Below are 13138 nucleotides of genomic sequence, written 5' to 3' on the forward strand. Positions count from 1 at the left end.
GCCCCAAAACTGGCGCAAGGCTAGCCAAGACACAATGGCTTGGATACTCGATAAGCCGGGTATCCAAGCCATTCTGTTAGGGAAGTTGGGACTTATACTCGTCGTTCGTGATTTTCTCCACGTCGTCGACAATGCCTTCGTTGTCGTTCAGGTAATCGTCTTGTGCGAGGTAGTCGTACTCTTCGTCGTAACCTGGGCGCTGGTTGAACCGCCACACCGCTTGTAACGAATCTTCCCCGTCAAACGCCACGTTGTCGGTTTCATCTAAGTCAGTTCTGCCGAATCCGGGCGTGAGAAATTCCTCCTCAATCGGACGCGACCGGTCAGGGTGTTCCCGCTCGTCCTTGCGCTTGCAATCGATGCAAAGCGTGGCGAGCGGATACGCCTCCAACCGATCCGGATCAATGCGCTCCCCACACTCCGCACATACCCCGTACGTGCCACCGTCTATCGCGTCCAGTGCTCTGTCCACTTCCTGCAGGCGGAGCTTATCGAGGTCCCGCAACGCAACGTCTTTGCCGCGTTCGAACAATTCACTTCCGATATCCGCCGGATGATTGTCGTACAGAGACAGTTCACTCAGTTCGTCGCTCATGGCGTCATCCAAACCGTACTGCCCAGTTCGGTCCATACGGTTTCGAATGTCAGACCGCACGTTTTCCAGCCACGCCTTTTGGCTACTCCAGTTTGCCATTCGCATCGCCTCCACGTGTTTAGTGTGGGTCAGTGGCATCTGGAAGATACCGAGGCGCGCTCTGGCAAGTTGTTCAAAAGACTGTCACCGCTTTCGTTCTGCGGACGTTGTATGATGGACGTATCAGATGAGCGATGCAAGTCGCTGAAGTGAGAAATGGAGAGACGGCATTTGCGCAGATACCGGCTACAATCCATTGCACTGGTTTTAATGTGGATTGGCGCGCTGGAAATTGCAGCGAGCTTCCTCGCCAAGCAGTGGTTTCAGTTTGAAACGCACCTGAGTCCCCTGTTCTTCTTGGTTCTTCTGATTGGAATCGCCATGTACGCGTTCAGTCGCCTGTTGTAGCTGCTCTACGAGCCTCTTGATACAAAAAAGACCCGGTAGCATACCGGGTCAGACTCACTTCGTCACGTTATTCCGTTTTTTGCAAATCCGCACTCAGCAACTTCTGTTCGCTCAGGTCCACGTCAAACTTTTCCCAATCACCGGACTCCAACATTTCCAATTGCGCCTGAATCAACGAGCGGAAACGCGCCCTGAAGATGGCGGCGTGCTTCCGCACTTCTTCTATCTCCATGGCAATTTTGCGAGATTTCGCCAACGCCTCACTAATAATCCGATCCGCGTTTTTCTCCGCTTCCTTCAAAATGAGCTGGGCTTCCTTACGTGCGTTCGCCTTCACTTCTTCAGCCGTCTCCTGGGCCACCACAATCGACTTCCCAAGACTGTCTTCAATGTTTGTAAAATGGCGCAGCCGCTCCGCGTATTGATCCAGCTTTTCTTCCAAGTCCTTATTTTGACGAATCAAAGCTTCGTAATCCTGGATAATTCGCTCCAGGAAATCATCCACCTCGTCTTCGTCATAACCGCGAAAAGCACGGCTGAACTCTTTGTTATGAATGTCTAAAGGGGACAATGGCATCCCAAGACACCTCCTGAAATTCGACAGCTCTATGCAAAACACCGCAAGGGTCGACAGCATGCTTAGATGTCTTTCGACGCGCAAAGAAGGTTCTCCTGCACTCTGGGAAATTTATCTTCCGGAGCGCAGTACGCCGATTTTCACACGCTGCCTGCCCTTCCGGCTTTCTCCTTGTAATGCAAGCAGTCGGATCCTTCCGAACCCACGGATGGACAGTAGATCTCCGACATCCAGCGCGACGTCTGGCTTGTCAAGTTCTGTGAAGTTTAAAGTGACCATGCTCTTCTGGATGGCCTGTTGCGCAGTCGACCGAGACCAGCGACAGGCCTGTGCCAGTACCGCGTCCGCCCGCAGCGAAGAGACGCTGACCACCTCTTCCTCGTACTGCGGCGCGAGCAGGTTCACGGGTCGAGTCACCTTCTCAACGCGGATCACATCGCGTCCGACCTGTACCCATTCTTGCAGTAGAAACTCGGCGACATCGTCGCAAACCGCGACGTAGACGCCACCGTCCTGAGGATAGATGTCCCCGATTTTGCGGCGATTCAGTCCAGTGCCTAATAGAGAACCCAGTGCGCTGCCGTGCGTGACTTCTGCTCCGCTGAGTGTGGATGCAAACAACAAGGTGATTTGAAAATCTTCAGCCGCGGGGTACCAATCCTCCGGCATCATCAATGCTCGCTTGCGTTCTGCGTGCTCCGGTCCCCCGCACATGGCCGTACAGACACCTTCGTGGTTGGCGACGGATTGCAACAGGTACTGCTCGCGCGGTGTCAAAAAGTCTGTCAGTCGCCAGCGCCGGTCTGCAATCACGGTCCCTGTCATGTCGAATACGCGGCGCAGGAATGGCCTTTCATCAGGCCTCGCCCATCCCGCGAGCGACGTCGCATCGTTCATCGTTACGTCAAACCTCTCAGGAGAGCGATAAGCACTGACATAATGCCCTCTTCGATAAAGTAAAAGACAATGACGGCTACGATAAAGGATAAATCCAGAACCACACCGCCAAGGGGAATCCCTGGTATATACCGGCGGAACAGTCGCAAATAGGGGTCTGTCAGCCGTGCGAGCAGTTGCCCAAGCTGGGTTTCAGCCAAATCCGGAACCCAGGAAATGACCGCCGTTGCGATGAGCAGGAACCAGTACACTGTAAGGATAGCCTGTACAACGTTGATGACCGCGACGTACACTTCACTCACTCTCCTCTGATGAGCCCGTCTTCACAGCGCCTGTCCATGCATCAATCGCCGTCCTATCCGAACCATGGATGCGCCTTCCTCGACCGCGATGGGAAAGTCCTCCGACATGCCCATCGACAGCTCCGCCACTTCCTCTGGTGCAAACCCGGCCGCTAAAAGGTCGCGTTGCAAGTCCTTTAGACCGCGAAAGACACTGCGGATCCACGCTTGGTCCTCCGTGTGCGGCGCCATGGTCATGAGTCCGCGCAGGTTCAGTCCAGGTAATGCGCTGACCTCCGTCGCCACCTGCGGAACCTGCTCTGGCCGCAACCCGTACTTTTGCTCTTCTCCCGACACGTTGACCTGTATCAAAACGTGGATAGCTTTACCCACTTTGACAGCCTGATCACTGATGGCTTTCGCCAACTCTAAAGAATCGACAGAATGAATCCAAGAAAAGTGCCGTACGACGTATTTCACTTTGTTCTGTTGCAAGTGCCCAATAAAATGCCATGTTGCGCCCTCGGCGCCGGGAGCCGTCAACATCTCTTTGGCGTGCTGCCAGCGATTCTCGCCAAAATCGTGCAGTCCAGCCGTCCGGAGCGCTGCGATGGCGTCGGGCTGCACGGTCTTCGTGACACCAATGACGCGTACTTCCTCCGGACTGCGGTTAGCTCTCTGGCATGCTTCGGCAATCGTTCGCCGGATGTCAGCCAACACAGCCCGGTAGTCTCTCACTTCGACCAGATGTCATCACCTTCCGCCAAACTAGTTCCATGTCACCGCGAAAAATCCCTGCTCACACTTCATCTTCAACAAGACAAACCATGGCCAGTTGACGTCCGGTGCGCCCCGCATCCGCCCGATGTGAAAACAAGACGTCAGCCTGGCACGACGTGCAAACACCGGTGTCGACAATGTGCTCCGGGCGCACACCGGACCGCAAAAGATCCTGCCGCACGCACGCCTGCAGGCTCAGCAGATACCGTTCAGCTCGGTGAAATCGTTTCACGAGAACACGTCGGCCAAACTCTGCTTTGATGGGATCCGCCACCACGTCGTTGACCTCATAGCAGCACTGACGAATGGACGGGCCAATCCACACTTGCACATCCGCTGGATTGGATTGAAACGCCTGTTGCATGGTCTCCAGTACGCGGCGGACGATGTGTTGCACCGTACCCTTCCATCCTGAATGTGCTGCGCCTATCACCTGCCTGACCCCGTCGTAGAATAGCACCGGAACACAGTCTGCCGCCATGACCACTAACCCAAGGCCGCTTACATCGGTGACAAGCGCATCCGCACCCTGGATAGCACTGTGGACGTCTCTCGCACCGCATCCTGCCTCGGCTTCGGTGATAACGGCCACTTTCGCGCCGTGCACTTGTTCCGCCACCACCCAGCGTTCAACAGGACAGCCCACTTCTATCGCGCAGCGCTCTCGGTTTTTCAGTACAGCGTCCGCATCATCCCCAACATGCAATCCCACGTTGAGTTCTTCGTATGGAGGCAGGCTGACGCCGCCTCTGCGAAACGAAAATAGACCCCGCACTTCGTGCAAAGGCCAATTTGGACGGATCCATACAGGATCCCCGACAGACCCAGACCATATGGTATACACAGCACCACTTCCTTCAAACTTCGCTCACTGTTCAGATTACAACAGTGCGGAGCGAATTGCACGACTACGGTTAGTATCCGCCGGTTCCCTGCTTGCCGGATTGAGGCGGCAAATAGTAACCTGTTTCGCGCAGTGGGCGTAAGTCCACCAATATTACGTCAGATCCGATTTTTACAATTTGATTCCACGGCACCACGTAATCCTGTCCGCCACCGACCATCCCGAAGAAGCGGCTTTGTCCGGGAATGACGAGCGCGTGGATGAGGCCGCTGTCCGCGTCAATTTCAAGGTCCCCGATGGTGCCCAACCGCTTCCCGTCGCTGACGTTCACCACGTCCTTCGACTGTAAATCGGAAATACGCATGGACCATCCCGCCTTCCCTCGATACACCTTTCATGCTTGCGTCATCCTCATATATATGTCCGGGAAGGCAGGAACTTGCTCAGCAGGTCCTACACCTGAATGTGCTTTTGCATCCGATGGATGGCTGCTTTTTCTAAACGAGACACTTGTGCTTGTGAGATGCCGATTTCTTCCGCCACCTCCATCTGTGTCTTTCCTTCGTAAAACCGCATGGAGAGAATTTTTTTCTCCCTGTCACTCAGCTTTCTCATCGCCTCTCGCAAGGCAATCTCCTCGACCCACGTCTTGTCGATGTTTTTGTCGTCGCTGATCTGGTCCATGACGTAGATGGGATCTCCCCCGTCGTTGTATATCGGCTCAAACAGCGAGACGGGATCCTGGATGGCATCCAGCGCGAAGACAACGTCCTCCTTCGGGAGTTCGAGCACGTTCGAGATTTCTTGCACGGTCGGCTCCCGCAGGTGCTGGTTTGTAAGCTGGTCGCGCACTTGCAGTGCTTTGTACGCGATGTCCCGCAACGACCGGCTGACCCGGATGGGATTGTTGTCGCGGAGGTAGCGGCGGATTTCACCAATAATCATCGGCACAGCGTATGTAGAAAAACGAACGTTCTGACCGAGGTCAAAGTTGTCTATAGCTTTCATCAGTCCAATACAACCGACTTGGAACAAGTCGTCGACGTACTCGCCGCGATTGTTGAAGCGTTGGATCACGGAAAGGACAAGGCGGAGGTTGCCGTTGACCAATTTTTCGCGGGCTGAAAGTTCACCCGCTTGCAGACATTGAAATAACTCGCGCATTTCCCCATTCGTAAGAACCGGGAGTTGCGAGGTATTGACTCCGCAGATCTCGACTTTGTTTCGCTTCATTCCATTTCCCCCTATGGTGTCTGACCCAAGCCGCCTACGATTCCAGCGGAGAAACAAACGGCGAAGGAATGTCGTCAACAGTATTTCCGAGGAGGGTAAAGTTATGCACCATCGGAAGATGCCGAAGGGGGCTGAAAAGAACCGTCAAAGTCGGGTGGGATCACAAAAATCGGCCGTAGTAGGCCGATTCACGCGCGTTGGCATCGGTGCTGAATGGCGAAACCAGCTGCAGCGATTTGCAACATGGAGACGAATGATGAGGGTGAGCGCAACGCGTTCGCGCTGCGCCGGAAAACCCCCGCCTTACAGCATGCGGTTAAACTCTCTCCGCAAGCGCTTGATAATCCGCTTCTCCAGACGAGAGATATAGGATTGGGAGATGCCGAGCAAGTCTGCAACGTCTTTTTGCGTCATTTCCTCCCTACGTCCGAGCCCAAAGCGAAGCTCCATGATTTTCCGCTCGCGTTCAGACAGCTTTTCCAGCGCGTCATAGAGAAGCTCTCTGTCCACCTCGTCCTCGAGGTTGCGGTATATCGTATCCGCCTCTGTCCCGAGCACGTCGGACAAGAGCAGCTCATTCCCGTCCCAGTCCACGTTCAACGGCTCATCAAAGGAGACTTCCGATTTGAGCTTGTTATTTCTGCGCAGGAACATCAGAATCTCGTTTTCGATGCACCGAGACGCATACGTCGCGAGCTTGATCTTCTTCGTTGGATCAAACGTATTGACTGCTTTGATCAGCCCGATGGTTCCGATGGACACCAAGTCCTCAATGTGAACGCCTGTATTCTCAAACTTGCGCGCAATATACACCACCAGGCGTAGATTCCGTTCAATCAGCATGGCCCGGACAGATTCGTCTCCACCAGGGAGTCGACTGAGCAGGTACTCTTCCTCGTCCCGCGACAGTGGTGGAGGCAGTGCATCACTGCCACCGACGTAATAGACCTCTTCAGCCCCGCCGCCAAGTTTGATGCGAATCCGGATCCAAAACAGTTGCAGCCGTATGCGCAACTTCATGTTCAGCCGTTTTGGCAACAGTGTCATCTTCACGCCCGTCAACTCCTGTGAGTACTTCGATGTGTAGGATGGCTTGAAAGCGACCTTCGACGGAAAGCGGCTCGTGGTGAACCGCTAGCAGACACGGAACCGACACCGCTGTGCGTTTCCCATCCCGTTCCAGTTCCATGCTGTCCGGTCGAACAGCGATTGCCAGTTGCTGTCGCCCGCCCGCTCCTCGGAAGGGAACGAGAGAAAGCCGTTCGGAAAAAGGAACACCTGCGCACTTCTGCAAATTCGCAATCACGTCATCGTCGGTGGTCAGAGCTTCAGCCAACGCTTCGGGCAACAGTTGCCTCATGACCGAAGCATCCACCATACAAACCGGTCTGCGCGTGAGCGGATCCCGCAGTTGATTGCCAGTATCGACGAGTCCGACGAAAGAACAGCGCCTATCGGCGATGGTGGCGTGTACCGTATAGAGAGAGGCATGCGTTTGCCGCGAACGCTGGGCTCGTTTCAGTGTGAACTGGAGCAGGCCTACTCCACAGGGAATAGAAACCAACAATGCCAGACTCTCCAGACTGGTTTCAAACGCGAGGCCGTGACCCGTCGCGACGGCGCCTGACGTCACTGAGGTCCCTGGGACAGCAAAGTGCATCGCTATCGCGGCTCCGGCGAACACAAATGCGACAAGGTAATACGTGAGACACGCCCGAGCGAGTTGCAGCCAGTTCCGCCAGGGAACACCGATGCCGACCACGAGGAGCGATGCGACCGCCTTCCCCGGCCAAGTGGTGAGTGTGGAAAGTGTTGGCGCGAAGAGAAGTAAGGCGTAGCAGGCCCCGATGATCCCGCCGACCGCTATTCTCCAGAGCTTTGTGGGCACCTTCAGAACCCAGCAAGTTGTGAGCAAAATCACCGCGTCCATGACGGCGTTGACCAGCCAAACCACGTCCACATAGACGATGGGCATGGCATCACCTCGATGCGGTGTTTGCCACAGTATAGTACATCTCTATTACAAAGCCTGTCGGAACTTGCCTGCGAATCCATAGAGTTTTTGGTGAATCCCGTTGAGTTCTGGCGCTCTCTGAAAAAGAAAAAAGAGCAGCAAACCACGGAAATCCCCTGGTTTGCTGCCCTTGATTCCGCACTTCGATCGCAACGTCGAACGACGCAGCGACCCGAACGGCACGGGCGGTTTTTACTTATCGCGTCCTCTGCGCCGCATGAAAGCTGGCACGTCCCAGCTGTTTCCGGTCGCCAGAGGCACTTCTTCAATGACTGACGTCTTCGGGCGAACATGGGTCTGCGCCTGCGCCTGCGGCTGGGCAGACTCTTTCGGTTTGCTGTCGAATCCGGTCGCAATCACCGTAACCACAACCTCGTCGCCCAACTCAGGATTGATGTGTGCGCCAAAAATCATGTTCACTTCCGGATCCGCGGCCATGGATACGATGTCTGCAGCCTCATTGACTTCCCACAGACTCATATTCGCACCGCCCGCGATGTGCATCAATACACCCATGGCACCGTCGATGGACGTCTCCAAAAGCGGGCTGTTGATGGCGTTTTTCGCCGCTTCACTTGCACGGTTCTCACCACTCGCCACCCCAATGCCCATGAGGGCGGATCCGCGTTCTGCCATGATGGCTTTCACGTCGGCGAAGTCGACGTTGATGAGACCCGGCACAGCAATCAAGTCTGAAATCCCGGAAACACCTTGACGCAGCACGTTGTCCGCCTCGCGGAAGGCTTCCAACATCGGTGTGTTCCTGTCCACAATTTCAAGCAGTCTATCATTCGGAATGACAATCAGCGTGTCCACCTTATCGCGCAGGTTATTCACGCCGACTTCTGCTTGCGCCATGCGTCGTTTTTGCTCGAAACGAAACGGTTTCGTGACGACGCCGACGGTCAATGCACCCAATTCCTTCGAGATCTCGGCAATCACTGGAGCGGCGCCTGTCCCTGTACCGCCTCCCATGCCAGCGGTGACAAACACCATGTCGGCTCCCTGCAGCGCATTGACGAGGACCTCGCGACTCTCTTCCGCAGCTTTCTTGCCGATTTCAGGGTTCGCACCCGCTCCGAGTCCCCTCGTCAACTTCTCGCCAATCTGCAGCTTGGTCGCCGCCTTGGACAGTTGAAGCGCCTGCGCGTCCGTATTCACAACGATGAATTCGACGCCCTCGATGCCGGACTCTATCATGCGGTTCACCGCGTTGCAGCCGCCGCCACCAACCCCGATGACCTTAATTCTTGCTAATGGTTCGTAGTCCACGTCAAATTCCAGCATTACTGCTCCCCCTCATGCTTATCCATTGCGCTGTGCGTCGAATTCTCAGATGAAGTCCCGCAACCAGTCCTTGAGTCGGGCAAACATCCCGCCGCCTGTTTTTAGCGGCCTATCAGCGGGTACCGTCTCGTGCACGTTGTTGTTGCGCAAGTGTGAGCGCAAGGCATACCCTATCATGCCGACTCCGTTGACAAACGATGGATCGCGCACGCCGATGAACTCAGGCACCGCCACCCTGACCGGTGCCCTCAGTTCTTCTTGTGCTAAATCCCCGGCCGCTTGCATGGCCATGCAACCGCCATGCAACACGTACCCGCTGGGGAGATCCAGGAATCCCATCTTCTCAATTTCTTTGCGAACGAGAGAGAAGATCTCCTGCATGCGCGGTTCAATAATGGTTGCCAAGTCGTACTGAGTGTATTCAATCTCCTGATTGCTTCCGATGCGCGGCACTTTGAACTTCTCAGCTTCGGATGCAGCACTGACCAGAGCACAGCCGTGCCTTAATTTCACCTGTTCCGCCGCAGCCGTGTGGGTTCGCAGGCCGATGGCGATGTCGTGTGTGACATAATCGCCCCCCATCGGGATAATGCTTGAACCGACGAGCACGCCATTTTCAAATACCGAGACACTCGTGGCACCTGCACCGATGTCCACCAGCGCGACACCCAACTTGCGTTCGTCATGCGACAAGGCAACGGTGCTCGCCGCCATCGGCATGAGCACCAGATTCGCCACTTCGATACCGGCGCGCTCCACGCAGCGAACGACATTGTGAATGGCTGTTCGGCTACCCGTGATGAGATACGCTTCAACTTCCAGACGAACACCCAACATCCCTCTCGGGTCAACGATGCCTGTCAGCCCGTCCACAATAAATTCCTTCGCCACGACGTCGATGATTTCCCGTTCGGGAGGAAGTGCAACGACGCGGGCTTGCTGTAGTACGCGTGCGATGTCTTCTTCACTAATTTCTCGATCCGGAGACGACACAGCCACAACACCATGGCTGTTTTCCAGGTGAATGTGATTGCCTGAGATACCTACATACGCGGACGAGATATGTATTCCCACCATGCGTTCCGCGTGATCGACAGCTTCTTTGATGGACTGAACCGTCAAATCTATGTCTACTATGGATCCATGGCGAATGCCTTCTCCCGACGCGGATCCAACGCCAACGACGTTAATCGTGTTTCCAGCTTGTTCGCCAATGATTGCCCGAACCTTAGAAGTGCCGATGTCTAAACTTACGATGTATTCCCCTTTGGCCAACCGAGTGGCACCTCCCTGACCGCCAATTACACACCATACTTCCTTGCTACTTCAACAAGGTTTTCGACAATCCTCTTTTTTGACACAAAGTTTTTCGTAAAACACACAGTGAAACTCACAACACTACGTTCTTGGCGGGACTGAAATCTCCTTGTTCCGCTTTTGCCCCATCTTGTGAAATGCGATGCGGCGGATGACCGCGATGTTTTGAAAGAGCCGCACACCGAATGCAACGACAGCCGCCAAATACAGGTCAACGCCCAGCTGGACGCCAATGTAAGCGAGCAACGCGGCAACAAGGGTGTTGAAGAAAAATCCAGAAATGAACACGGCCCCGTCAAACGACTTTTCGAGGCTCGCTCGTACACCGCCAAATACCGTGTCCAATGCCGCCAGGATAGCAATGGAGAGGTACGAGGAATAGGCAACTGGGATATCCACGTTGGTGGCGAAACCAATGCCCACGCCCAGTACCAGTCCAATCACGGGCAACCAAATCATCCGTTGTTGACCTCCTTCGCCCAGTGTCCTGGCAGCGGTCCGGTGTACGCCGGAACGGTGACGCCCTTTGACCCAGGGTGTGCAGTAATCACACAGTCTTCCTGCATCAGGTTCAAATCGTCCTTGACGTTGTTCACAGTCAGTATCGCTTGCATCTTGTCAATATCCCCCATAGCCGTGATGACATAGGGACTGGTGATAGGATTGGTGTTGACCTGCAACACGTTCGTCGATGGATCCAGGCCTCCCACGAGACGAATGGACGACGTCGTCACGAGCCGTTGGCCATTGATGCTAATGGCTTGGGCGCCGTTCGCGAACAGCCAGTTTACAATTTCCCCCAACTCCTGGTCAGCTGCCTGTTCGAATGCGCCCGCGTACTTCGGGTCATAGGGCAGCGATGGATCCGGCTGAATTTTGATGGTGATACCGGGGCCGCTGACACTCGTGGTGCCTGCAGCTGCTTCCACGCTCTTGGCATCCTGTTGCAGCGCCTTGCGCAACTCCGTCGCCTGTCCGGCTGAGTTCTGGTACTGCAGGAGCAACGCATTTTGCTTCGCAACCTCCTCTTGCAGTACCCGATTCTCCTCCAACTGTTCTTGCACCTGTGTCCGCAAATCGAGGTAACTCGACAGGCTCTCCGCCGAGGACCGTGGACGTGAAGAGATTTGTACGGTGAGCATGAACCCGAGCACCGCACTAATCCCTGTCAGGGACCAAATGAACGCACGCTTTTGCAACACAATCACCCCCACGGATGTGCCCGGCGGACTGAAGTACCGCCAAGAGGTTGTCCGAACACTAATTACTTCCGGAGTTGAGTACGCTGCCAGTGAACGGCGGCATCTTGATGGTTTGCACAATCACCGGGCCCGAGACGTTCACGCCGCGGCCGCGCAACTGGTCAAGGATTCCGCCCTGAAGCGTAAGCGCAGACTTGAGAACCTGGGGGTCCCCAATCGCCTCGATGTCAAACGGAGCGCCGATGCGGTGGTCGTTGACCTTGACGACAGGGCCGGTGCAAAACACACCCGAAGTCGCCACTACGCGGTATCCGTTAATGGACACAGCCTCAGCCCCTGCCGTAAACAGCTCGTTGATGACACTGCGCACGTCCCAGTCGTGCGTAAGGTATTGCTCCGTATCCGCCCCCGCTGGAGACGTCCCGTCCATCAACGTGACACGTACGCCCGGGCCTTGGACTGCTGTCATCCCCGCAAGGATGCGCTCGTCCTCCAACTTCTGCCGCATCTGCGAGAGGTCACTGGCATCGCCTGTCTGCTTCTCATATGCCGCAATTTTTGACGTCACGTTTTGCAGCTGCTGCTGCGCTTTGGCGTTGGTCTCCTTGAGGGCTTGCAACTGCAACAACAGCTTCTGTTGCTCCGTGTCACTCGAGGAATAGCCAACAGGTCCGCGCTCGGCCAACTGCTGCTTGTATTGGAGCGCTATCATGAACCCAAGGACGACAGCCACGACGGTCAGTGACAACGTGAGCTTGGCTCTGGTCGAGACCAACACTTATCCCTTCCCTTCCGACGGCGTGGAAAACGGAGTATATCGATACGGCTGTCCTCCGGTCATATCAATCAATCCTGGCGCGTAGCCTTTGCCTTTAAAGTAAGCGACAGCGCTCGTCATTTCCTTCATGCAAGTGGCAAACTGATCTTGTTTACACTCGGCAGCAAAATGGTTGACGAGGTAGACGGTCGCCACGCCAAAGTTGTCGAGGTGTACTTCCGAAATTAGGTTGGCCTGGTCGCGAGGGATCTGGGACAGTTGTTGACAAATATCAGCAACCGCCGGATCTGGAGCCTGTCCGAGCTGTACGTTCAATAAATGGTCACTGGTCACCAGCGGCCAGGTAAACCCTGCATTGGCAGCGGCTTGGGTGTACACCTTGCCGTCGCTCAACAGGTTGTAAAAGTGGCCGGACGAAGCCAGGACCGCAACAATTTGCTTTTCCTTGATAGCCAGGGTAACCGTGCCACTGAGGTAGTCGGTGTGGACTGTCACAGACTGCACACGAGGCTCTGCAGCGGTCACCTTGTCGGCAATCGCGGAGGCGTTGACTTGCCACAGGCTCATCCCATTGTGCAGGTCACTCGCCTCAAGTATGGCCTGTTCTGTGACCGACGTGTTACCGGTGACCACCATTCCCCTGACTCTCGTCAACGGCGACTCCAAGACCATCACAACGCCGAGGAACAGAAAGAACCCCAGGATGAGCGCACGAACGCGGGTCCGTTTTTGCCGACCTCCCTCGCCGTTTGCCCTTGTCTGCATGTCACGTCTCAACAGCTTGTCCTCCACTCCAAAACAGCGGCGGAACCGCCATTTCACCTGCAACAGGCTATATACAATGGACGAATGAAAGGCGGCTGATGTTTCACCGCCTTCCACTCTT

General features: G+C 55.3%; 17 protein-coding genes. 1 reads left to right on the forward strand and 16 read right to left on the reverse strand.

The genetic code is table 11. The features are described from left to right. Window positions 1–76 precede the first annotated feature (76 nt). Complete coding sequence (locus YWK_RS18465) at window positions 77–694, reverse strand: TraR/DksA C4-type zinc finger protein (RefSeq protein ID WP_035466197.1); 618 nt, start codon at window positions 692–694, stop codon at window positions 77–79. A 171-nt stretch (window positions 695–865) separates the two neighbouring features. On the opposite strand from YWK_RS18465, the gene YWK_RS21785 reads away from it, so the two are divergent. After that, entirely contained in the window at window positions 866–1042 is a 177-nt protein-coding gene (locus YWK_RS21785) for a hypothetical protein (protein WP_156909038.1), read from the forward strand. Between the two features lie 67 nt (window positions 1043–1109). Here YWK_RS21785 and YWK_RS0105370 read toward each other — a convergent pair whose 3' ends face one another. The 15 genes from YWK_RS0105370 to YWK_RS18480 form a co-directional block, all read right to left on the reverse strand. Beyond that, window positions 1110–1619: a DivIVA domain-containing protein gene (locus tag YWK_RS0105370; RefSeq protein ID WP_026963996.1), complete on the reverse strand. Its 510-nt coding sequence runs from the start codon at window positions 1617–1619 to the stop codon at window positions 1110–1112. A 111-nt stretch (window positions 1620–1730) separates the two neighbouring features. Further along, window positions 1731–2516, reverse strand: a complete 786-nt coding sequence (locus tag YWK_RS0105375) for a YlmH family RNA-binding protein (protein ID WP_026963997.1) — start codon at window positions 2514–2516, stop codon at window positions 1731–1733. Between the two features lie 2 nt (window positions 2517–2518). Beyond that, window positions 2519–2818, reverse strand: a complete 300-nt coding sequence (locus YWK_RS0105380; RefSeq protein ID WP_245578516.1) for a YggT family protein — start codon at window positions 2816–2818, stop codon at window positions 2519–2521. A gap of 21 nt (window positions 2819–2839) precedes the next feature. Further along, window positions 2840–3517, reverse strand: coding sequence for a YggS family pyridoxal phosphate-dependent enzyme (locus tag YWK_RS0105385; protein ID WP_245578517.1), 678 nt, complete (start codon window positions 3515–3517; stop codon window positions 2840–2842). A 79-nt stretch (window positions 3518–3596) separates the two neighbouring features. Then, window positions 3597–4421: a peptidoglycan editing factor PgeF gene (gene pgeF / locus YWK_RS18470; RefSeq protein ID WP_051375180.1), complete on the reverse strand. Its 825-nt coding sequence runs from the start codon at window positions 4419–4421 to the stop codon at window positions 3597–3599. Between the two features lie 70 nt (window positions 4422–4491). Beyond that, window positions 4492–4785, reverse strand: coding sequence for a YlmC/YmxH family sporulation protein (locus YWK_RS0105395; protein WP_026964000.1), 294 nt, complete (start codon window positions 4783–4785; stop codon window positions 4492–4494). An 89-nt stretch (window positions 4786–4874) separates the two neighbouring features. Then, window positions 4875–5654 carry an RNA polymerase sporulation sigma factor SigG gene (sigG, locus tag YWK_RS0105400; protein WP_026964001.1) on the reverse strand — a complete coding sequence of 260 codons (780 nt, stop codon included), beginning with the start codon at window positions 5652–5654 and terminating at the stop codon, window positions 4875–4877. 303 nt (window positions 5655–5957) lie between these two features. Beyond that, on the reverse strand, window positions 5958–6680 hold the full coding sequence (gene sigE, locus YWK_RS0105405; protein ID WP_026964002.1) for an RNA polymerase sporulation sigma factor SigE: 723 nt from the start codon (window positions 6678–6680) through the stop codon (window positions 5958–5960). Continuing rightward, window positions 6607–7629 carry a sigma-E processing peptidase SpoIIGA gene (locus tag YWK_RS18475; RefSeq protein WP_051375182.1) on the reverse strand — a complete coding sequence of 341 codons (1023 nt, stop codon included), beginning with the start codon at window positions 7627–7629 and terminating at the stop codon, window positions 6607–6609. Before YWK_RS18475 ends, sigE begins: the two co-directional genes overlap by 74 nt. Before the next feature lie 231 nt (window positions 7630–7860). Beyond that, the gene (gene ftsZ, locus YWK_RS0105420) at window positions 7861–8955 is read right to left on the reverse strand and encodes a cell division protein FtsZ (protein WP_026964003.1); all 1095 of its coding nucleotides are present in this window, start codon (window positions 8953–8955) and stop codon (window positions 7861–7863) included. 45 nt (window positions 8956–9000) lie between these two features. Continuing rightward, entirely contained in the window at window positions 9001–10230 is a 1230-nt protein-coding gene (ftsA, locus tag YWK_RS0105425; protein WP_026964004.1) for a cell division protein FtsA, read from the reverse strand. A gap of 123 nt (window positions 10231–10353) precedes the next feature. After that, a complete protein-coding gene (locus YWK_RS0105430; protein WP_035466153.1) occupies window positions 10354–10731 on the reverse strand; it encodes a small basic family protein in 378 nt (125 codons plus the stop codon). Beyond that, entirely contained in the window at window positions 10728–11471 is a 744-nt protein-coding gene (locus YWK_RS0105435) for a DUF881 domain-containing protein (RefSeq protein ID WP_245578518.1), read from the reverse strand. Before YWK_RS0105435 ends, YWK_RS0105430 begins: the two co-directional genes overlap by 4 nt. A 61-nt stretch (window positions 11472–11532) precedes the next feature. Next, complete coding sequence (locus YWK_RS0105440; RefSeq protein WP_035466204.1) at window positions 11533–12249, reverse strand: DUF881 domain-containing protein; 717 nt, start codon at window positions 12247–12249, stop codon at window positions 11533–11535. Between the two features lie 3 nt (window positions 12250–12252). Then, on the reverse strand, window positions 12253–13134 hold the full coding sequence (locus YWK_RS18480) for a cell division protein FtsQ/DivIB (protein ID WP_051375184.1): 882 nt from the start codon (window positions 13132–13134) through the stop codon (window positions 12253–12255). Window positions 13135–13138 lie beyond the last annotated feature (4 nt).

This window comes from Alicyclobacillus pomorum DSM 14955 (genome assembly GCF_000472905.1).
GTDB classification, from domain to species: domain Bacteria; phylum Bacillota; class Bacilli; order Alicyclobacillales; family Alicyclobacillaceae; genus Alicyclobacillus_A; species Alicyclobacillus_A pomorum.